The 20,628-nt window shown below is 68.5% G+C and carries 16 protein-coding genes and 1 pseudogene; 11 read left to right on the plus strand and 6 right to left on the minus strand.

All coding sequences use genetic code 11. The features are described 5' to 3' along the window. Window positions 1-31: 31 nt before the first annotated feature. The 6 genes from BLR21_RS35810 (at window position 32) to BLR21_RS35835 (ending at window position 6,138) form a co-directional block, all read left to right on the plus strand. A complete protein-coding gene (locus BLR21_RS35810; RefSeq protein WP_090013524.1) occupies window positions 32-799 on the plus strand; it encodes a HipA family kinase in 768 nt (255 codons plus the stop codon). After that, entirely contained in the window at window positions 783-1,169 is a 387-nt protein-coding gene (locus tag BLR21_RS35815) for a DUF3037 domain-containing protein (RefSeq protein WP_090013526.1), read from the plus strand. Before BLR21_RS35810 ends, BLR21_RS35815 begins: the two co-directional genes overlap by 17 nt. A gap of 75 nt (window positions 1,170-1,244) precedes the next feature. Then, complete coding sequence (locus BLR21_RS35820; RefSeq protein ID WP_090013529.1) at window positions 1,245-2,264, plus strand: LCP family protein; 1,020 nt, start codon at window positions 1,245-1,247, stop codon at window positions 2,262-2,264. Window positions 2,265-2,559: 295 nt separating this feature from the next. Then, a complete protein-coding gene (locus BLR21_RS35825; RefSeq protein WP_090013532.1) occupies window positions 2,560-3,291 on the plus strand; it encodes a 3-hydroxybutyrate dehydrogenase in 732 nt (243 codons plus the stop codon). Window positions 3,292-3,301: 10 nt separating this feature from the next. Continuing rightward, on the plus strand, window positions 3,302-4,594 hold the full coding sequence (locus tag BLR21_RS35830; protein WP_256335148.1) for an MFS transporter: 1,293 nt from the start codon (window positions 3,302-3,304) through the stop codon (window positions 4,592-4,594). Then, the gene (locus BLR21_RS35835) at window positions 4,591-6,138 is read left to right on the plus strand and encodes a helix-turn-helix domain-containing protein (RefSeq protein ID WP_256335149.1); all 1,548 of its coding nucleotides are present in this window, start codon (window positions 4,591-4,593) and stop codon (window positions 6,136-6,138) included. Before BLR21_RS35830 ends, BLR21_RS35835 begins: the two co-directional genes overlap by 4 nt. A gap of 157 nt (window positions 6,139-6,295) precedes the next feature. Here BLR21_RS35835 and BLR21_RS35840 read toward each other — a convergent pair whose 3' ends face one another. From BLR21_RS35840 to BLR21_RS35855, 4 genes are all read right to left on the minus strand, one after another. Beyond that, complete coding sequence (locus BLR21_RS35840; RefSeq protein WP_218131066.1) at window positions 6,296-7,762, minus strand: APC family permease; 1,467 nt, start codon at window positions 7,760-7,762, stop codon at window positions 6,296-6,298. Further along, window positions 7,763-9,232: a GMC family oxidoreductase gene (locus tag BLR21_RS35845; RefSeq protein WP_256335150.1), complete on the minus strand. Its 1,470-nt coding sequence runs from the start codon at window positions 9,230-9,232 to the stop codon at window positions 7,763-7,765. Then, a complete protein-coding gene (locus BLR21_RS35850) occupies window positions 9,229-10,668 on the minus strand; it encodes an aldehyde dehydrogenase family protein (protein ID WP_256335151.1) in 1,440 nt (479 codons plus the stop codon). Before BLR21_RS35850 ends, BLR21_RS35845 begins: the two co-directional genes overlap by 4 nt. Before the next feature lie 82 nt (window positions 10,669-10,750). Continuing rightward, a complete protein-coding gene (locus BLR21_RS35855) occupies window positions 10,751-11,854 on the minus strand; it encodes an NAD(P)/FAD-dependent oxidoreductase (RefSeq protein WP_090013540.1) in 1,104 nt (367 codons plus the stop codon). Between the two features lie 268 nt (window positions 11,855-12,122). Between BLR21_RS35855 and BLR21_RS35860 the strand changes: the two genes are divergently transcribed. The 5 genes and pseudogenes from BLR21_RS35860 to BLR21_RS35880 all read left to right on the plus strand — a co-directional run bounded on the left by BLR21_RS35860 (window position 12,123) and on the right by BLR21_RS35880 (window position 16,978). After that, window positions 12,123-12,893 (plus strand): IclR family transcriptional regulator, encoded by a 771-nt coding sequence (locus BLR21_RS35860; protein WP_176929940.1) that lies wholly within the window; start codon window positions 12,123-12,125, stop codon window positions 12,891-12,893. 139 nt (window positions 12,894-13,032) lie between these two features. Beyond that, window positions 13,033-15,399, plus strand: coding sequence for a GcvT family protein (locus tag BLR21_RS35865; protein WP_090013543.1), 2,367 nt, complete (start codon window positions 13,033-13,035; stop codon window positions 15,397-15,399). After that, entirely contained in the window at window positions 15,396-16,499 is a 1,104-nt protein-coding gene (gene solA, locus BLR21_RS35870) for an N-methyl-L-tryptophan oxidase (protein WP_090013545.1), read from the plus strand. Before BLR21_RS35865 ends, solA begins: the two co-directional genes overlap by 4 nt. Continuing rightward, window positions 16,489-16,659 (plus strand): annotated as a pseudogene (locus BLR21_RS44200) (aromatic ring-hydroxylating dioxygenase subunit alpha); the annotation flags it as partial. The gene solA and the pseudogene BLR21_RS44200, both read left to right, overlap by 11 nt. 43 nt (window positions 16,660-16,702) lie before the next feature. Further along, entirely contained in the window at window positions 16,703-16,978 is a 276-nt protein-coding gene (locus BLR21_RS35880; protein ID WP_256335157.1) for a hypothetical protein, read from the plus strand. A gap of 3 nt (window positions 16,979-16,981) precedes the next feature. Here the strand turns inward: BLR21_RS35880 and secA2 are convergent, their stop codons facing one another. Together secA2 and BLR21_RS35890 are read right to left on the minus strand one after the other, a co-directional pair. Then, on the minus strand, window positions 16,982-19,267 hold the full coding sequence (gene secA2, locus BLR21_RS35885) for an accessory Sec system translocase SecA2 (protein WP_090013554.1): 2,286 nt from the start codon (window positions 19,265-19,267) through the stop codon (window positions 16,982-16,984). Window positions 19,268-19,362: 95 nt separating this feature from the next. Then, a complete protein-coding gene (locus BLR21_RS35890; protein ID WP_090013556.1) occupies window positions 19,363-20,619 on the minus strand; it encodes an MFS transporter in 1,257 nt (418 codons plus the stop codon). Window positions 20,620-20,628: the final 9 nt, after the last annotated feature.

Consider the following 20,628-nt stretch of genomic DNA (forward strand, 5'->3'; position numbering starts at 1 on the left):
TTCGGGCAGGCGTTCGTGTGATCATGCGCGGGTGAGTCATCTGAGGGAGGTCACGGCCACCCGGTACGTGACGCCGTTCCGCGAGGGCGGTTCGATGCCGGGGCTGGTCGAGGCCGACGACCTGGGTATGTATGTGGTGAAGTTCCGCGGTGCGGGGCAGGGCGTGAAGGTCCTGGTCGCCGAGATCGTCGTCGGCGAACTGGCCCGGCGGCTCGGCTTCCGCATACCCGAGATCGTCCTGGTGCACCTGGACCCGGAGCTGGCACGCGCGGAACCCGACCAGGAGGTCCAGGAACTGCTGCGCGCCAGCGGAGGCCTCAACCTCGGACTCGACTACCTGCCCGGCTCGTTCGACTTCAACCCGGTCGTGCGCGACCCCGGCGCCGAGCTCGCGACGAGGCTGCTGTGGTTCGACGCGCTGGTCCTCAACGTCGACCGCAGCTGGCGCAACCCGAACATGCTGCTGTGGCACCGCGAACCGTGGCTGATCGACCACGGTGCCGCCCTGTACTTCCACTACTCGTGGAGCGAGGAACGACCGGCCACCAAGGACTACCGGTACGACTCGTCGGACCACGCGATGCTGCCGAACGCGGGCGTGTTGTCCGAAGTGGACGCTGAGCTGGCCGCGAAGGTCACGCCGGAGCTGCTCGACGAGGTGCTCGCGCTCGTTCCCGACGAGTGGCTGGAAGGCGATCCGGCGGAACTGCGCCGGCGCTATCACGACTTCTTCACCTACCGCCTGACCAACCGCGGCTGGGTCGACTCGCTGGAGGCCGCGCGTGCCGCACGTGTTTGAGTACGCGCTGCTGCGGGCGGTACCGCGGCAGGAGCGTGGCGAGTTCATGAACGTCGGCGTCATCGTCTACTGCGCGCCGCTGGGCTTCCTGTGCGCGAAGACCTATGTGGACGGTGAGCGGCTGCGGGTGCTGGACCCGCACCTCGACGTCGAGATGCTCGAAACGTCGCTGAAGCACCTGACGAACTCGTGCGACGGCGCTGCCGAGGCCGGTCCGGTCAGCCGGACGACGGTGGGGCAGCGCTTCCGCTGGCTGACCGCGCCACGCAGCACGATCGTGCAGACGTCACCGGCGCACACGGGCTGGACGGACGACCCGTCGGCCGAGGTGAACCGCCTTTTCGAGGCGTTGGTGCTGCCACCCCGGTAGGTTCCTCGCAACCTAAGGGGACGAACGGCGTCCCTAGTTGCAAAGCGAAACTGATGCGATCGGGGTTGGCGACAAATGAGCGCTGGGTACCACCACGGCTACCAGCAGCCGCGGCGTCCCATGCCGCCGCAGCGGCCGATGAGGAAGAAGAGGCGTCCGGGACGCGTCATTCTGGTGCTGCTGCTCGTCCTGGTTCTGGGTGCCGTCGGGTTCGGGTTCTACGTCGACTCGACGCTGACGCGGATCAACGCGCTGCCGGACTACGAGGGCCGTCCCGCCGAGACGCCGGGGACCACCTGGCTGCTCGTCGGATCGGACGCGCGGGACGGCCTGACGCAGGAGCAGAAGGACGCGCTGGCCACCGGTGACGCCGCCGGACGGCGGACCGACACCATCATGATGTTGCACCTGCCGGACAACAGCGCCGCCAAGCCAGTGCTGCTGTCGATTCCGCGTGACTCCTACGTCTCGATTCCGGAGAACGGCCGCAACAAGGTCAACGCGGCCTACGCGTTCGGCGGGCCGCAGATGCTCGTGCAGACCGTCGAGGGCGCGACCGGCGTGCGGATCGACCACTACATGGAGATCGGCTTCGGCGGGTTCTCCGACATGGTCGACGCGGTCGGTGGCGTGGACATCTGCCTCGACCAGCCGATCAAGGACCCGCTGGCCGGCATCGACCTGCCCGCGGGCTGCCAGGAGCTCGACGGGCCGCAGGCGCTCGGGTTCGTGCGGACGCGCGCGTTCGCGACCGCCGACCTGCAGCGCGTGCAGAACCAGCGGAAGTTCCTGTCGGCGCTCTTCGAGAAGGTGAAGAGCCCGGCGACCCTCGCGAACCCGTTCCGCGTCATCCCGCTGATGAACGCGGCGTCCGGTTCGGTGTCGGTCAACGAGGACGACCACGTGTGGCACCTGGCCAGCGTCGCGCTCAACATGAGCGAGGCGACGAGCGGGACGGTGCCGGTCGGTGGCACGCCGACGGTGCCCGGCGCGGGCTCGGTCGTGCAGTGGAACAAGGAGAAGGCGTCTCAGCTGTTCGACCTGATCAGCAAGGACCAGCCGGTTCCCGCCGAGCTGATCGCGCCTCCGAAGTAGTTTCCTACGACTTGACGGGCTCGGGAGTGGGCTCCGAGCTGGTCAGACCGGCCTCCTGTGCGATGCCTTCGAGCTCGCGCAGGAGGTCGTCGTAGATAGGTGTTGCAGACATGGTATGGCCCCCTTTTGCTGATCTTCCCCCGTTCAGGTGACGGGAGCTTACGCCCCTGTACCCCGTCTGTTCGCCAGATATGCCTCCGAGACGCTAAATGGTGGCTAAAGCCATCTTGTAACCAGGCGTTATGTGGGTGCGCCACATGTTGAGCACGCCGTGTGACGCCTACCGTTTCCGTTCATGTCGAGTGTCACGGGTCACAGCGCGCTGGTCACCGGAGCCGCGAGCGGCATCGGCCTGGCCTGCGCCCGCGCACTGGCCACCGCGGGTGCCAAGGTCCATCTGGCCGACCGCGATCCCCGGGTGCTGGCGCTGGCCGAGGAACTCGGCGGGGTCGGGCACGTGCTGGACCTCACCGGTTCCGTTGCCGCGTTGCCCGGCGAGATCGACATCCTGGTCAACAACGCCGGCGTGCAGCACGTCGCGCCCATCCACGAGTTCCCCGCCGAACGCTTCTCGGCGATGGTCGAGCTCATGCTGGGGGCCGCGTTCCGCCTCACCCGGCACGTGTTGCCGCACATGTACTCGCGTGGCTGGGGCCGGCTCGTCCACATCTCCAGCGTGCACGGCATGCGCGCGTCCGCGTTCAAGTCCGCTTATGTCGCCGCCAAGCACGGCCTGGAAGGTTTTTCCAAGGTCGCCGCGCTGGAAGGCGCCCCGCACGGCGTGACGTCGAACTGCGTGGCGCCCGGCTACGTGCGGACCCCGTTGGTGGAGAAGCAGATCGCGGACCAGGCCAGGGTGCACGGCATCTCCGAGGCGGACGTCTCGTCGCAGATCTTCCTGCAGCGCAGCGCGGTGAAACGGCTGATCGAACCCTCCGAGGTCGCCGACGCCGTGCTGTGGTTGTGCGGCAACAGTTTTGTCACCGGTACGTCGTTGGCCGTCGATGGCGGCTGGTCAGCTCAATGAGGAGTTGTCGATGATCAAAAAAGTGGTAGGCGCCTCGCTCATCGGGACAACTGTCGAGTGGTACGACTTCTTCCTCTACGGCTCGGCAGCCGCCCTGGTGTTCAACAAGCTGTTCTTCCCGACCGCGGACCCGTTGACGGGCACGCTGCTCGCGTTCACCACGTACGCGATCGGCTTCCTGGCCCGGCCGCTGGGTGGTCTTGTCTTCGGCCACTTCGGGGATCGCCTGGGGCGCAAGAAGCTGCTGGTGTTGTCGTTGCTGCTGATGGGTGGCGCGACGATGCTGATGGGCGTGCTGCCGACGTACGCGTCGGTGGGCGTCCTGGCGCCGGTGCTGCTGACGTTGCTGCGGCTCGTGCAGGGTTTCGCGCTCGGCGGCGAGTGGGGCGGGGCCGTGCTGATCGTGTCGGAGCACGGTGATCCGAAGCGGCGCGGGTTCTGGGCGTCGTGGCCGCAGGCCGGTGTGCCGTGCGGAAACCTGCTCGCGACCGGTGTGCTGGCGGTGCTGGCGGCCGTGCAGTCGGACGAGGACTTCCTCGCGTGGGGCTGGCGCATCCCGTTCCTGCTCTCCGGCGTGCTCGTGGTGATCGGGCTGTGGATCCGGCTGTCGGTGTCCGAGTCGCCGATCTTCCTGGCGGCACAGGAGAAGCGCGCGAAGGAGCCCGTGCAGGAGAAGGCACCGGCGTTGCTGCTGCTCAAGCACAACTGGCGCGAGGTGCTGATCGCGATGGGCGCGCGGTTCGCCGAGAACGTGTCGTACTACGTGATCACGGCGTTCATCCTGGTCTACGTGGTCACGGGTCTCGGGCTGTCGAAGTCCGTGGGGCTCAACGCGGTGCTGATCGCCTCGGCGGTGCACCTGGTGACGATCCCGGTGTGGGGCCATCTGTCCGACCGGTTCGGGCGGCGGTCGATCTACCTCGTCGGCGCGGTCGGCATGGCCGCGTGGATCTTCGCGTTCTTCCCGCTGCTCGACACCAGGGACCCGGTGCTGATCACGCTGGCGACGACCGTCGGCCTGGTGCTGCACGGCGCGATGTACGGGCCGCAGGCGGCGTTCTTCTCGGAGCTCTTCGGGACGCGGGTGCGGTACTCGGGCGCGTCGGTCGGTTACCAGCTGGCGTCCATCGTGGCGGGTGCGCTGGCGCCGCTGATCGCGACGGCGCTGTTGCAGGCGTACAAGTCGTCGTTCCCCATCGCCGTCTACGTGTTGATCACCTGCGTGATCACCGTGGTCGCGATCGCGTTCGCCAAGGAGACCCGTGGTGCGGACCTGGAGGAACATGACAGGGTTGGGGTGTGACACGACGGCGTGAGGCCGAACTGGCGGCGTTGTTCGAGACCGCGTCCGAGCTCGCGGGCATGCGCGACCCGGACGCGGTTCTCCGCTCGATCGTGCGCAGGGCCAGAACCCTGCTCGGCACGGACGTCTCCTACCTGTCGATGAACGACCCGGCCGGCACCTACATGAGGGTGACGGACGGGTCGTTCTCGCCGTTGTTCCAGAAGGTCAGGCTGGGACTCGGCGAGGGCCTGGGCGGGCTCGTCGCGCAGACCGCCCGGCCGTACGCGACGTCCGACTACTTCGCCGACGCCCGGTTCAACCACACGAACCCGATCGACTCGGCGGTGCACGACGAGGGCCTGACCGCGATCCTGGGCGTGCCGCTGAAGCTCGGCTCGAAGGTCATCGGCGTGCTGTACGCGGCCGACCGGACCTCACGCGAGTTCCCCGCCGAGGAGGTCGCGCTGCTGCAGTCCCTGGCCGACCACGCGGCCATCGCGATCGACACGGCGTCGTTGTTCGCGACGATCCAGTCCCACAACGAGGCCATGAAACGCGCCGAGGAGGCGCACGACCGGCTCACGGACCTGGTGCTGCGCGGTGGTTCCTCGGCCGAGGTCGCGGCGGCGGTGGGGGAGCTGCTCGGCGGACCGGTCGAGGTGCTGGACGTCGTGCCTCCCGCCGCCGTGCGGGCGAACGGGCGGGCCGTGCTGCTGTCCGGCGTGTGGGTGTGCGCGGTGCTGGCCGGGTCGGAGCTGCTGGGTGGGATCGCTCTCTCGGGCCGCCCGGACCTGCCCGACGCGGACCGGCGGGTGTTCGAACGGTCGGCGGCGGTGACGGCGCTGTTGCTGCTGCTGCGCCGGACCGTGGCCGAGGCGGAGAACAAGGTCCGCGGCGAGCTGATCACCGACATCCTGGACGGCCGCGACGCCGCCGGTCTGCTGGCGCGGGCACGGCGGGTCGGCGTTGAGCTGAGCGACCCGCACGTGGTGCTGGTGGCGGACGGGAACCTGTCCGGGGCCACGCACTACGCGTCCGTCCACAGGGGACTGGCCGGGTCGCGCGGCCGGGACGTCGTGCTGGCGTTGCCGTCGGTGTCCACGCACGTGGCCCGCGAGGTGGCGAAGGCGCTGGACGCGACGGTGGGCGCGTGCGGTCCGGTCGCGGGGCCGGTGGCGATCGCGGCGGCCTACGAGGAGGCGCGCCGGTGCCTGAAGGCGTTGCGGCAGCTGGGCCGGGACAAGGACGCCGCCACGATGGACGACCTCGGGTTCGTCGGCGTGCTGCTGGGCGACCGGGCGGACGTGTCCGGGTACGTGCGGTCGGTGCTCGGCCCGGTGCTCGACTACGACGCCGAGCGCGGCACGGAACTGGTGCACACGCTGGAGGTCTACTTCCGCTGCGGCGCGAACCTCAGCCGTGCCAAGGCGGAGCTGCACCTCCACGTCAACACGGTCACGCAACGGCTCGACCGGGTCTCGTCGCTGCTCGGCGACTGGCAGTCGCCGGAGCGGGTGCTGGAGGTGCAGCTCGCCCTGCGCCTACTTCGCCTGCAAGGCTGAGCAGCGCCGTGACCGCCAACCTCCACCGCGTCTTCCGGCGCCCAGCAGGGCGCCTCGCGGCACCGGCCCCGCGCCCCCATATGCCCGATATGAGGGCGCGGGGCCGGCACCACGATGCACCCGTCTGAACGTCGAAATACGGGGCAGAGCCTGACGGTCACGGCGCTGGCACCGCGTCCCCGGCGGCCGCGTCGGAGTTGCCGAACGGCTTGGCGATCAGCATGTAGACCAGGCCGATGCCGACCACCAGGACACCGCTCAGGATGACGATGTAGTTGTCGTACCAGGGCGCGTCCGGGGTGCGCGGCCACACCATGTTCACCATCGCCGCCACGCCGTACGCGAGCGCCAGGACGTTGACGATCATGCCCCAGCGGCCCAGCGTGAACTCGCCGGACGGCACCCAGCCCTTGATCCTGGCCCGCAGCGCGGCGAACACGACCATCTGGAAGCCCAGGTAGATGCCGAGCGTCGCGAACGACACGATCTTGGCCAGCGCGTCCGAGGAGAGCATCGACGCGAAGATGATGATCGCCGGGATGACACCGGCGAGCGCGAGGGCGTACGGCGGGATGTGGCGCTTCTTGTTGAACTTCGCGAGCGCCCTGTGCCCGAAGATCATCTTGTCGCGGGCGTACGAGTACGTCAGCCGGGACGCCGCTGCCTGCAACGACATCGTGCAGGACAGGAACGAGATCAGCACGACGCCGATCACGATCTTGTAGCCGACCGGGCCGAACGCGTTGGTGAGGATGTTCGTGACCGGGTCGGCGTCCTCGCCGCTGATGACCCTGCCGAAGTCCGGCACCGCCAGCAGCAGCGACAGGCACGCGAACGTGGCCGCCGCGCCGCCGATGTAGATGGTTCGGCGCATGGCCTTCGGGATGACGCGGCCGGGGTCCTTGACCTCTTCCGCGGTGTCACCGCACGCCTCGAAGCCGTAGTACTGGTAGAGGCCGATGATGCCCGCCGCGAAGAACGCCGGCAGGTAGCTGCCCGAACCCTCCGCGCCGAAGCTGTCGAACAGCACGCCCAGGCCGTGGACGCGGTTGTCGACGAGCAGCCAGACGCCGACCGCCAGCGCACCGACGATCTCCGCGGCGAACCCGAAGATCGCGGCCCAGCTCAACACTTTCGTGCCGGCGTAGTTGATGAGCGTCGAGACCACGATGATCGCGATCGCGCACAGCACCGTGTTGCCGACGTTGGCCGTGTAGCCGAGAAGTGTGGCCAGGTAAGGGCCCGCGCCGTAACTGACGGACGCGATCGTGACCAGCAGGGCGATCATGTACACCCAGCCGGTCATCCACGCCCAGCGCTTGCCCCACAGGCGGCGTGCCCACGGGTACACGCCGCCCGCGACCGGGTACTGCGCCACGAGCTCGCCGAAGATCAGCGCGACCAGGAACTGGCCGACGCCCGCGACGACGAAGCTCCAGATCATCGGCGGGCCGCCCAGGGCCAGGGCGACGCCGAACAACGTGTACGTGCTGACCACGGGGGAGAGGTAGGTGAAGCCCAGCGAGAAGTTCGCCCAGGGACTCATGTCCCGCTTGAACTCCGAGGTGTAACCCAGATTCCGGAGCCTGTCCTCCGCTGACAGTGTCGAATCAGTTCGGGTCACTCACGCCTCCTTGATCAGGTCCGCGGCGCGTTCTCCAATCATGAGCACCGTGACCATGGGGTTCACGGTGGGCATGGTCGGGAACACGGACGCGTCGACGACCCGGAGGCCTTCGAGTCCGATGACCTTCAGGTCACCGTCCACAACGGACCCGATGGCGCAGGTGCCCGCCGGGTGGTAGACGGTGTGGGCCGCCTTGCGGCCGTACTCGGACAGGGCCTCGTCGCTCGTGACGTCCGGTCCCGGCGCGATCTCCCGCTTGAGCCACGACTTCAGCGGCTCCTGCTCGGCGATCCCGCGCGCGATCCGGAAGCCGTCGACGAGGGTCTGCTCGTCGTAGCCGTCGGGGTCGGTGAAGTAACCGAAGTCGAGCGCCGGCTTCTCGGTGGGATCACTGGACTTGAGCCACAGCCTGCCCTTGCTGTGCGGCCTGGGGATGTTCGGCGTCATGCACACCCCATGCTCCACCGCCGGGTAGCCGAGGCGTTCCGTGTTGGTGGTGAACGGAATCTGGTAGAAGTGGAACATCAGGTCCGGCCGCGGGTCGGACTCGTCGCGCCGGATGAACAGACCGGCGTCGGAGTCCATCACCGAGTTCTCCGGCAACGGCTTCGTGGTCTCCCAGACGATGACCGACTCCGGGTGGTCGAGCAGGTTCTCGCCGACGCCGGGCAGATCGTGCCGCGGCTCGATGCCGATGCTGCTCAGGTGTTCGGCGTCGCCGATGCCCGAGAGCATCATCAGCCGAGGCGTGTCGATCGCGCCCGCGCAGAGCAGAACCTCTTTGTTGGCCTCGACGTAGCCCTTGTCGGTGTGCACGCCGATCGCGCGGGTGCCGTCGAACTCGATCCTGCCCGCCCAGGTGTCGAGCAGCAGCGTCAGGTTCCTGCGGTCCAGGATCGGATGCACGTAGGCGGTGCTGGCGCTGGAGCGCTGGTTGTTCTTCTCCGGGTGGTAGGCGATGGAGAAGAAGCCGACGCCGTCCTCGAAGGGCTTGGCGTTGAAGTTCTCGATCTCCGGGACGCCGGTGGCCTGCTGCGCGGCGGCGACGAAGTCCTTGGCGATCGGGTTCCGGTCCTTCTCCACCACGGGGATGATGTTGAGCTGGACCTTGTCGTAGTACGGGCCGACCGCGTCCCACGTCCAGCCGTGGCCCCAGCCGTCGAGGTCCTGCGGCAGCGGCTGGAAGCAGATCAGCGTGTTGTGGCTGGAACACCCGCCGAGCACCTTCGCGCGACTGTGCCGGATGTGCGAGTTGCCGCGCGGCTGCTCGACCGTCGGGTAGTCGTAGTCGTACTCGGTCTCCAGCAGGTTGATCCAGTTGCGCAGGTTCAGGATCTTCTCGTCGCCGACGTCGGAGGGGCCGCCCTCGATGACCGCGACCGTGACGTTCTCGTCCTCGGTGAGTCGTGCCGCGAGCACACAGCCCGCCGTTCCGCCGCCGACGATCACGTAGTCGTACGCGGTCACTTGGAGTCCCTTCGCGCGAACCAGTTCTGGGCTTCAGGCTTGAGGTTCTGGTACACGTGCTTGGGCTCGGTGTACTCGTGCAGGCCCGCGGTGCCGAGTTCGCGGCCGACGCCGGAGCGCTTGAAGCCGCCCCACTCCGCCTGCGGCAGGTACGGGCCGAACTCGTTGATCCAGACCGTGCCGTGGCGCAGTTTCTTCGCGACGCGCTGCGCCTTGTCCAGGTCCTGGCTCCAGACACCGCCGGCGAGGCCGTACTCGGTGTCGTTGCCGAGCCTGATCGCCTCGTCCTCGGTCTCGAAGCGCTCGGCGGTGATGATCGGGCCGAACGTCTCGTCCTGGACGAGCTTCATGTCCCTCGTGCAGTCCGCGTAGACCGTGGGGCGGAAGAAGAAACCGTTCTGCAGCTCGGTTTCCTCGGGACGCCTGCCGCCCGCCTTGAGGGTCGCGCCCTCCTGCCTGGCGACCTCGACGTAGCTCTCGACCTTGGCCCGGTGCTCGGCGCTGACGAGGGGACCGGACTCGGTGTCCTCGTCGAACCCGTTGCCCAGCTTGATGAGATCGGCCCGGCGCGCGACCTCGTCCACGAAGTCGTCGTAGACGCTGGAGTGCACGATGAGCCTGGTACCGGACGAGCAGACCTGGCCGGCGTGGAAGAACGCGGCGGTGAGCGCGTAGTCGACGGCGACGTCGAGGTCGGCGTCCACGAAGACGATGTTCGGGTTCTTGCCGCCGAGTTCGAGCGCGACCTTCTTCACGGTCCTCGCGGCCGATGCCATGATCCGCTGACCGGTCGCGAGGCTGCCGGTGAACGAGACCAGGTCGACGTCGGGGTGCTCGGACAGCGGCGCGCCGACCTCCGGGCCGGTGCCGAGGACCAGGTTCGCGACCCCGTCCGGCAGTCCGGCCTCCCGCAGCAGGTCGAACAGCTTGATCGTCGTGAGCGGGGTGATCTCGCTGGGCTTGGCCACGATCGTGTTGCCCGCCAGCAGGGCGGGCGCGATCTTCCAGGACATCTGCAACAGCGGGTAGTTCCAGGGCGCGATCAGGCCGCAGACGCCGACGGGTTCGTAGTCGACGCGGCTGATGACGTCCGCCGGAACACCCTGGACGATCTTCGGGTGCAGCAGTCCGGCGAGGTTGCCGTAGTAGCGGAACACGGCGGCGACGTCGTCCACGTCGATGCGGCTCTCGACCAGCGTCTTGCCGGTGTCGAGCGTCTCGGTGCGGGCGATGTCCTCCTTGTCGCGTTCCAGGAGGTCCGCGACGTGGTTCAGCACGGCGGCGCGGTGTTCGGGGCTGGAGTGCTGCCAGTCGCCGTGGTCGAAGGCGTTTCTCGCCCTGGCGATCGCCGCCACGGCCTGGTCGCGGGTCTGCTCCTCGACCTCGGTGATGACGCTCTGGTCGAAGGGGTTGATGATCTGCCGCACCGGCGACACGGACTGCCTCCCTGAATTATGTGTCCATGAAGGACACTCGGGTATTTATCCGGTCGCCGGTGGCGGTAAACCGTGACGACCGTTACTTCAGATTCCGGCGAAGCCGGGTGAAGAGTCGTGCGTTGCTCATGGCCACAATGCCAACGATGTCGTCCGGGTGGTCACCGTCTCGATAGGTCGCGACGAACTTCCTGTCCTCGATGGCCCCATCTTCTACGCGAACGTCCTCCGTCGCTCGCCCGATGAACTGGATCCGCACGCCGTACTGGTCGGACCAGACGTAGCCGCCGTTGGTGTGCGTCGCGACGGTCTCGCCCGCGAGCAGGTTCCGGGTGGCGATCTGTGCCTGTTCGGTCGCGCTCGTCCAGTGCTCGGCACGGTGCCCGGCGCAGTTCGCGACGTCGCCGACGGCGACGATGTTCCGCAGATTCGTCACGCCGCCCGCGTCACACAGGACGCCGTTGCCGACGTTGACCGGCCCGCCGGTGAGCCAGTCCGTCGCCGGGCGTGTGCCGATGCCCGCGACGACGACGTCGGCGCCGACGACACGGCCGTCCGCGAGGTTGATTCCGCCGTCGACGTTGACCGAGTCAACATTGATTCCCGTGATCAACGTTGATCCATGGTCGCCGTGCAGGTGTCCACATGCAGCGCCCATCTCGGCGCCCAGCACGCGCGTGAGAGGCGTGGGAAGTGCCTCGACGACGGTGACGTCCTTGCCCAGAGCGCGCGCACTGGAGGCGATCTCGGCCCCGATGAAGCCGGCGCCGATGATGCCGATGTGCTGCGCGGTGCCGAACGCCTCGCGGAGCTTGATCGCGTCGTCCAGCGTGCGCAGGACGTGCGTGCCGGGAATCGTGCGCGGCAGGCCGCCCGTCGCGATGACGATGCCGTCGGCCTCGACCGTCGTGTCGTCACTGAGCGAGATCTCCCGGCTGGAGAGCAACCCGGTCGCCCGCACGCCCAGGCGCCACTCCGCGTCCAGCGCGTCGAGGTCCTCCTGGTCCGCGAGCGGTACCGCCTCGACCTTGCCGAGGAGGAAGTCCTTCGAGAGAGGAGGCCGGTCATAGGGGAGATGGACCTCGTCACCGACGACGACGATCCGTCCTTCGAACCCCTGCTGGCGCAGTGCCTGCGCCGACCTCAGACCGGCGAGTGAGGCGCCGATGATCGCGATCGTCTTCACGCCACGTCCCTGTTCACTTGGGCATCGAGATAGACCCCTCCATCTTTCACGTGGACGGGACAGGCGCTCGCCGCTGACGGCGCGCGAGGACCGACGATGCGAACCGCCTCCCCTGGGGGCAGGTCCATGAGAGCGCAGGCGCGGATCATCGTCGGCCTCCGTTGCGTGACACGGCACACGTTCCGAATGACGCAACACAATGTGCGGCTCCGAAGACCCGCAGTCAAGAGTCCACGCGGTTGTTTTGCCTGCCGGTTACTGTTGCGCGATGAGCAACTCCGACTCGGCAGCTCAGGTGCAGTCCGTGGACAGGGCCATCAGCGTGCTCGAACTACTGGCGCAGGGCGAGGCCGGTATCACCGAAATCGCTGGTGAGCTGGGTGTGCACAAGTCCACGGTGTCCAGACTCGTCTCCGTGCTGGAGGCGCGTGGCCTGGTGGAGCAGCTCGGTGAAAGGGGCAAGTACGCCATCGGTTTCGGGGTGGTGCGCCTGGCCGGCGCCGCCACCGGTCGGATGGACCTGACCAAGCTCGGCCAGCCCGTGTGCGAGACCCTTGCCGACTCGTTCGGCGAGACCGTCAACATCGCCGTGCACGACGCCGGCGTCGCCATCAACATCACCCAGGCCCGCGGCTCGGCGGCCGTCTCCGCCGTGAACTGGATCGGCCAGCGCACACCCCTGCACGCCACGTCGTCCGGCAAGGTCCTGCTGGCCTACCTGCCGGCGGACGAGCGCAAGCGCTTGGCGTCGTTGCCGCTCGACTCCTACACCGAGAACACGGTCGTGGACAGCGGCCAGTTGCTGGCCGAGCTGGAGACGGTCGCGTCGCAGGGATTCGCGGCGTGCTTCGAGGAGCTCGAACTGGGCCTGCACGCGGTGGCCGTCCCGGTGCGCGGGCATCGTGGCGAGGTCGTCGCGGCGATGAGCGCGTCCGGGCCGTCATATCGGTTGTCGCGGCAGCGGGTGGAGGAGATCGTGCCGAAGATGACGGCGGCGGCAGGCGAACTCTCGGCACAGTTGGGTTACTTCGCAGGCTAGACAGCCCGCAGCGAGGGGTGCGCCCCTCGCCGCGGGTGAGCCCGAACGGCCGTCTTGACAGCCGGACGCCCTGACCGCAGGTTGTTGCAGATAGCGGTACGAGTTCTGTTACTCGCAACTGCGGCGAAGGGGTGTACTGATGCCTGGTGCAGTGCCTCGCGTGGTGCTCGTGGGGGCGGGGATCGTCGGGTGCGCGCTGGCCGACGAGCTCACCGAGCGGGGCTTCACCGACGTCACGGTCCTCGACCAGGCGGCGGGACTCGCGGTCGGCGGGTCCAGCGGGCACGCGCCCGGCCTGGTCTTCCAGACGAACTCGTGCCGCAGCATGACGAGCTTCGCCCGTTACACGGTCGAGAAGTACACGGCTCTCGGCTGCTTCGACCAGGTGGGCGGCCTGGAGATCGCCACCGGCCCCGAACGGCTCGCCGACCTCGCGCGCAGGCACGGCTGGGCCACGTCGTGGGGCGTGCGGAGCCGGCTGATCGACGCGGACGAGGTCGCGCGGCTGTACCCGTTGCTGGACCGGGACCGGGTGCTCGGCGGGTTTCTGATCCCGAGTGACGGCCTCGCGAAGCCCGTCCAGGCCGCCGAGATCCAGGCGCGGCGGGCCATCGAGCGCGGGGCGCGGTTCGAGTTCGGGCAGGAGGTCGTCGCCGTCGAGACCGCGGGCGACCGGGTCACCGGCGTGCGGACCGGGACGGACGTGTTCGCCGCCGACATCGTCGTGTCGTGCGCCGGGATGTGGGGGCCGCTGCTGGGCGAGATGGTCGGGCTGACTGTTCCGCTCGTGCCCATGGCCCACCAGTACGCGTTCACCGGCGACCTGGACGCCGACGCGGAGGCGTTGGCACGTCAGCCGATCCTGCGGCACCAGGAAGCCGACCTGTACTTCCGCTCGCACGGCAAGGCGCTGGGCATTGGCGCGTACGGGCACCGGCCCATGCCGATCGCGGCGCGCGACATCACCGGCTCGGAGCTGCCGTTCACCGAGGAGGACTTCGAGGAGTCCTGGGCGTCGGCCGTGGAGCTGATCCCGGCGCTGGCGCGGGCCGGGGTGGACCGCGGGTTCAACGGGATGTTCTCGTTCACCAGCGACGGGATGCCGTTGCTGGGCGAACACCCGGCGCTGCACGGCTTCTGGGTGGCGGAGGCGGTGTGGATCACGCACTCCGCGGGTGTGGCGCGGTCGATGGCCGAGTGGATCGTGGACGGGCAGCCGGAGCTGGACCTGCACTCCAGCGACCTCAACCGGTTCGAGCAGGTGCAGCTGGCGCCCGACTACGTGCTGGAACGCGCCTGCCAGAACTTCGTCGAGGTCTACGACGTGCTGCACCCGTTGCAGCCCATGGAAAGCCCGCGGCCGATCCGCACGAGCCCGTTCTACGGCAGGCAGCAGGAGCTCGGCGCGTTCTTCCTGGAGGCGTCGGGCTGGGAGCGGCCGCACTGGTACGAGGCCAACGCGGGCCTGCCCGAGGTCGCCGAGGTGCCCGCGCGGAACGAGTGGGCGAGCCGGTTCTGGTCGCCGATCTGCGGGGCCGAGGCGCTGGTGACGCGCAAGCGGGTCGCGCTGTTCGACATGACACCGTTGAAGCGGCTGGAGGTCGGCGGGCCGGGAGCGCTGGAGTTCCTGCAGCGCATGACAACCAACAACCTCGACCGCAGGCCCGGCGCCGTCGTCTACACGCTGCTGCTGGACGAACAGGGCGGCGTGCGCAGCGACCTGACGATCGCCCGGCTCGGCGCGACGACGTTCCAGGTCGGCGCGAACGGCAACCTCGACCTCGACTGGCTCACCCGGCACGCGCCGGACGACGTCTTCATCAAGGACATCACGGCCGGAACGTGCTGCATCGGCCTGTGGGGCCCGTTGGCGCGCGATCTCGTCAACGACATCTCGCACACCCTGGACACGCGGAAGGGGTACTTCACCGCGCAGAAGGCGTTCATCAAGAACGTTCCGGTGACGGCACTGCGACTGTCCTATGTGGGCGAACTGGGCTGGGAGCTCTACACCACCGCGGACCTCGGCCCGAAGCTGTGGGACACGCTGTGGGAGGCAGGACAGCGGCACGGGGTCATCGCCGCCGGGCGCGGCGCGTTCAACAGCCTGCGCCTGGAGAAGGGCTACCGGTCGTGGGGCACGGACGTGACGACCGAGCACGACCCGTTCGAGGCGGGGCTCGGGTTCGCGGTGCGCCAGGACAAGGAGTTCCTCGGCAAGGGGTCGCTGCACAACCTCACCTCGACCAAGAAGCTCACCTGCCTCACGATCGACGACCCGCACAGCGTCGTACTCGGCAGCGAACCCGTGTTCCACCAAGGAGAACCGGTCGGCTATGTCACGAGTGCCGCCTACGGGTACACGACCGGCCTCAACATCGCCTACGCCTGGCTGCCCAGCGAGATCGACGACGAGGTCGAGATCGAGTACTTCGGGCGGAAGGTCAAGGCGCGTCCTGCTCAGGAGCCGCTGTTCGATCCCAGGATGAAGCGGCTCCGCGGATGACCTACGACGTCATCGTCATCGGGCTCGGCGGCATGGGCAGTGCCGCCGCGTACCGGCTCGCCCAGCGCGGGAAACGGGTGCTGGGACTGGAGAAGTTCACGCCCGCGCACGCGCTGGGGTCGAGCCACGGCGGGTCCCGCATCACGCGGCAGGCCTACTTCGAGGACCCCGCGTACGTGCCGTTGCTGCTGCGGGCACACGAGATGTGGGACCAGATCGAGCGGGACAGCGGTGAACGGATCTTCCACCGCGTCGGCGGGATCATCGTCGGCGATCCGGACAGCGGCGCCATCACGGGTAGCCGGGCGAGCGTCGAGCAGTTCGGTCTGGCACACGAACTGCTCGACGCGTCCCAGCTCCGGGAGCGCTTCCCCGCCCTGCGGCCGGCGCACGACGAGATCGGGCTGTACGAACCCGGCGCGGGCTTCGTCGTGCCGGAGACGTCCGTAGCGGCCCACCTGACGCTCGCCCGGCGCGCGGGGGCCGACCTGCGTTTCGAAGAGCCGGTGACGCACTGGGAGCCCGGCAGGGTCACCACGAGTCGCGGGAGCTACGAGGCCGGGCACGTCGTCCTGTGCCCTGGCCCGTGGGCGCCGGAGTTGTTGGGAGACCTGCGAATCCCGTTTGAGATCGAACGTCAGGTCCAGTTCTACTTCACCCCGGCCGAGCCGTTCGCCGGCTACCCGATCTACATCTGGGACCGCGCGGACGGCACGAGCTTCTACGGCTTCCCCGAGCATGACGGCGCGGTGAAGGTCGCGTTCCACCACGGCGGCGAGATCTGCACGCCCGAGACCATCGACCGCACGGTGCACGCCCACGAGGTCGAGGCGATCGTCACCGCCACGAGGTCTCCGATGCCCGGCCTCGCCGGCACGGTGCAACGAGCCGCGACCTGCATGTACACCAACACCGCCGACCGGGACTTCGTCATCGCCCGCCACCCAGGGCACGACGGCGTGACCGTGGCGTGCGGCTTCTCCGGGCACGGCTTCAAGTTCGTGCCCGTCGTCGGCGAGATCCTTGCCGACCTCGCGATCGACGGGGTCACGCGGCACCCGATCGCCCTGTTCGACCCTGCCCGTCTGCACCGGCCGTGACGTCTCTCGCTCGGTCGAGCTGTTCCACCGGGTGAACGAACAGGACTTCAAAACCTGCGAGCGATATCGGCCCGCGCATGGTGAAGTGGTGGTGCTCCCGGAGCACCACATCGGCGGTTTCCACGGCTGGCTCGTCCAGAAACTCGAATCAGCCGACTAGGGGATCGACTCGTCACCCGTGCACGCGAAAGCTTGCACTGGTGATGGAGCAGACCGACTTCCTGTTCCCGGACGGGGAACACGAGCACTTGCGCCGCATCCGGCTGCTGGCCGAGCGCGCGGAACGGACGGCACACGACAGGTCCAACTTCGTCGGACCACCGCCGTCGCAGGAGCACCTCGACATCCTCGCGGAGATCAAGAAGCTGACCGCCGAGATGACCGCGGCCGCCACGACGCCTGCGAAAGCCAGACGGGCCGAGACGTTGCCCCGGCCCGCCAGACCCGTGGACGACCTCGTCGTCCCCGGGAAGATGTGACCGTCAGCGGCGCTGCCCGCGGACCATCTTGACGAGACCCTTCATCGACTCCTCCAGTCCGGAGCCGAACGGGTTGTCGTGCACCAGGTACGTCCACGTCGAGCTCGGGCGCTTCACCCCGGCGTCGGCGAGGTCGTAGCCGTCGTCGGTGATCTTGGCCGCCTCGTACTTCTCCGCGGTGCGCTCCCACGACTCCGGCACGATCTTGTTGAACGCCGGGATGGCCTCGCGGTGGAACTCGTCCAGCGGGTTCTGCCGGGCCAGCGCGCGCAGGTGGATGCCCTCGCGCAGGTCCGACAGGAACGTCAGGTGGTGCGTCCACAGGTCGTCGAGGAAGAACAGCGTGATCTTGCGGGCGGCGTCGGCGGCCACCTCGCCGGACACGCCCTCCTTCTCGCCGACCTTCTCGAACGCCGCGTCGGTGCGCAGCACGACGTCGCGGTGCTTGAGCAGAAGGTCGCGCTGGTGCTCGATCAGCTTGTTGTAGCGCCAGGTGTTGCGGTGGATCTCCAGGTTCACACCCTCGGCCACGCGCTGGGCGTGCTCGAAGGTGTGCAGCAGACCCTTGTCGTGCACCCGCCCGTCGTTGTCCACTTCGGACGGGTCCTCGGCGTCCGGCGCGTACTGGGTGATCAGCTCGTCCTGCATGGACGAGAAGAACACCGAGCCGCCGGGGTCGCCCTGACGCCCCGCGCGGCCGCGCAGCTGGTCGTCCAGGCGTGACGACGAGTGGCGCCCGGAGCCGATCACGTACAGGCCGCCGAGCTCGGCGATCCGGTCGTGGTCCTCGCCCTCGTGGCCACCGAGCCGGATGTCCGTACCGCGACCGGCCATCTGGGTCGAGACCGTGATGCGCTGGTAGGAACCGGCGTCCGCGATGATCGACGCCTCCTCGGCGTCGTTCTTCGCGTTGAGCACCACGCACTCGATGCCGGCGGCGCGCAGCTTGGAGGAGATCCGCTCCGACTCGGCGACGTCGAGCGTGCCGACGAGGATCGGGCGACCGGTCTCGTGCACGGTCTTGATCTCCTCGACGATCGCCTCCTCCTTCTGCTCCAGCGTCGCGTAGAGGCGGAAGTGCTCGTCCTCGCGGATGTTCTCCTTGTTCGGCGGGATCACGAGCACTTCCAGCTCGTAGAACTCCCGCAGCGTCTCGGCGACGGCCACGGCGGTACCGGTCATGCCGCAGCGCGTCGGGTAGCGCGACAGCAGCGCCTGCACCGTCATCGAGTCGAGGATCTCGCCCGACTCGGTCGTCTGGACGTTCTCCTTGGCCTCGACCGCGGCCTGCAGGCCGTCCGGCCACCGCTGCAGCTTCGCGACACGGCCACGCGTGTCGTTGATCAGGTGCACCTTGCCGTCACGCACGATGTAGTCGACGTCGCGGTGCAGCAGCACCTGCGCGTGCAGCGCCACGTTCACCTTCGACAGCGTGGACGTGACGTGCTCCTGCGAGTACAGGTCGATCTCGCCGAGCGCCCGCTCGACGGCCTCGGAACCCGCACCCGTGAGGAAGACGTTGCGCTCCTCGTCGTCGATCTCGTAGTGCAGGTTCTGCCGCAGCCGCTTCACCAGGTCCGCGATGACCGGGTCGGCCGCCTCCGAGCTGGTCGAGCCGGCGAGCACCAGCGGTACGCGGGCCTCGTCGACGAGCACCGAGTCGGCCTCGTCGATGAGCGCGACCTCCGGCTCCGGCACGATCTCGTCGTCGGCGCTCGTGACGATCCGGTCCCGCAGGATGTCGAACCCGATCTCGCTGACCGGCGCGTACGTGACCTCGCACTGGTAGGCCTCGCGGCGCTCCTCGGCCTTCGAGCTGCCGTTGATCCAGCCCACGGTGACGCCCAGCAGGCGGTACAGCGGGCCCATCCAGTCCGCGTCGCGCTGGGCGAGGTAGTCGTTGACGCTGACCACGTGGACGCGCTTGCCCTTGATCGCGAACCCGGCCGCGGCCATGGCGCCCGCGAGCGTCTTGCCCTCACCGGTCGCCATCTCGACGACGAGCCCGCTGAGCATGCCGAGCGCACCCAGCACCTGCACGTCGAACGGACGCTGCCCGATGGCTCGCTCGGCGGCCTCCCGCGTGAGGGCCACGAGCTCGGTGTCCGTGCTCTCCCCGCGCAGCTTCTTGGCGTGGGCCGTCAGCTCTTCGTCGCTGAACGCCTTGAACGCGTCCGCGTGTTTTTCCACGTCCGCGAGCATTGCCTGGAACGGGGCGAGGTCGATCGAGCCGGGTTTCTGCGCGAACCTGCGCATCCGCTGCTTGAAGCGCGCCATGAGAGTGGTCACGACGCGCCAACGTACGGCATCGGCTCCAGGTTCCGCAGAGGTCTTGACTGTGAAGGCCCGATTTGTCCGTTAGATCAGGCCTTCACAGCCTCTGATCAGGCCCGTTCCGGCCGGTGCGTCTCCGGCAGCCTGAACACCGACACCAACGTGAACAGGCCCATGACCAGCAGGAACGCCGACACGGACAGCGAGGTCCCGGTCGCGCCCAGCAGCGCCGTCATGACGAACGGTGTGCCGCCGCTGACCAGGATCGACGCCAGTTGGTACGCGAGAGAAGCACCCGAGTACCGGACATGCGCCTCGAACAGTTCACCCAGGTAGGCGGCGATCGGCCCGTACACGAGAGAGGACGCGATGCCTCCGACCGTGTTCGCGACGAACAGCAACAGCAGCGAGGCCGTGTCCACGAGCAGGAAGTACGGGAACGCCCACACGATCATGCCGATCGTGCCCGCGATGATCAGCGGACGGCGCCCGAGGCGGTCCGACGCGTGTCCGGCCCAGAGGATGACCGGGATGCTCACGAGGGACGACAGCATGCTGACGACCAGCACCGACTCGCGGGCCAGGCCGAGCGTGGTGGTCGCGTAGGACAGGACGCCCGCGATCGACACGTAGAAGATCGCGTTGGACGCGAACATCAGGCCGGCGCCGAGCAGGATCGGCTTGCGGTGGGTCCGCAGAGCCTCCTTCAGCGGTGCCTGCGCCACGACCGGTCCCGACGCACGGCGTTGCTGCAGCTCACGGAAGACCGGGCTGTCCTCGACCTTGAGCTGGATGAACAGCACCACCGGGAAGAGGAGCGCGCTCGCGAGGAACGGCACGCGCCAGCCCCACGAGGCGAACGCCTCAGGCGAGAGAGACGTCGTGGCGCTGATGAAGGCGACGTTGCCCAGCAGCACGCCGATCGGAACGCCGGCCTGCCCGAACGTGCCCGCGAAACCGCGCTTCTTCGGCCCCGCAGTCTCGGTCAGCAGCAGGACCACACCGCCCCACTGCCCACCGACCGCGATGCCCTGCAGGAAGCGCAGCAGCACCAGCAGGATCGGCGCGCCGACGCCGATGGACGCCGTCGTGGGCAGCAGGCCGATGAGGAACGTCGCCGCCGCCATCAGCCCGAGGCAGACGACCAGTGCCGGCTTGCGGCCGACCTTGTCGCCGAAGTGCCCGAAGACCAGGCCGCCGATCGGGCGCGCGATGAAGCCCGCCCAGAACGTGCTGAACGACAGGAGCAACGCCACGATCGGCGTCGCCTCGGGGAAGAACAGTTTCGGGAACACCAATGCCGCGGCGGTCGCGTAGATGAAGAAGTCGTACCACTCGAGACTCGAACCGACGAGCCCGGCTGCCATGAGCCGACG

The organism is Lentzea albidocapillata subsp. violacea (assembly GCF_900100275.1).
Classification (GTDB): Bacteria; Actinomycetota; Actinomycetes; order Mycobacteriales; family Pseudonocardiaceae; genus Lentzea; species Lentzea violacea.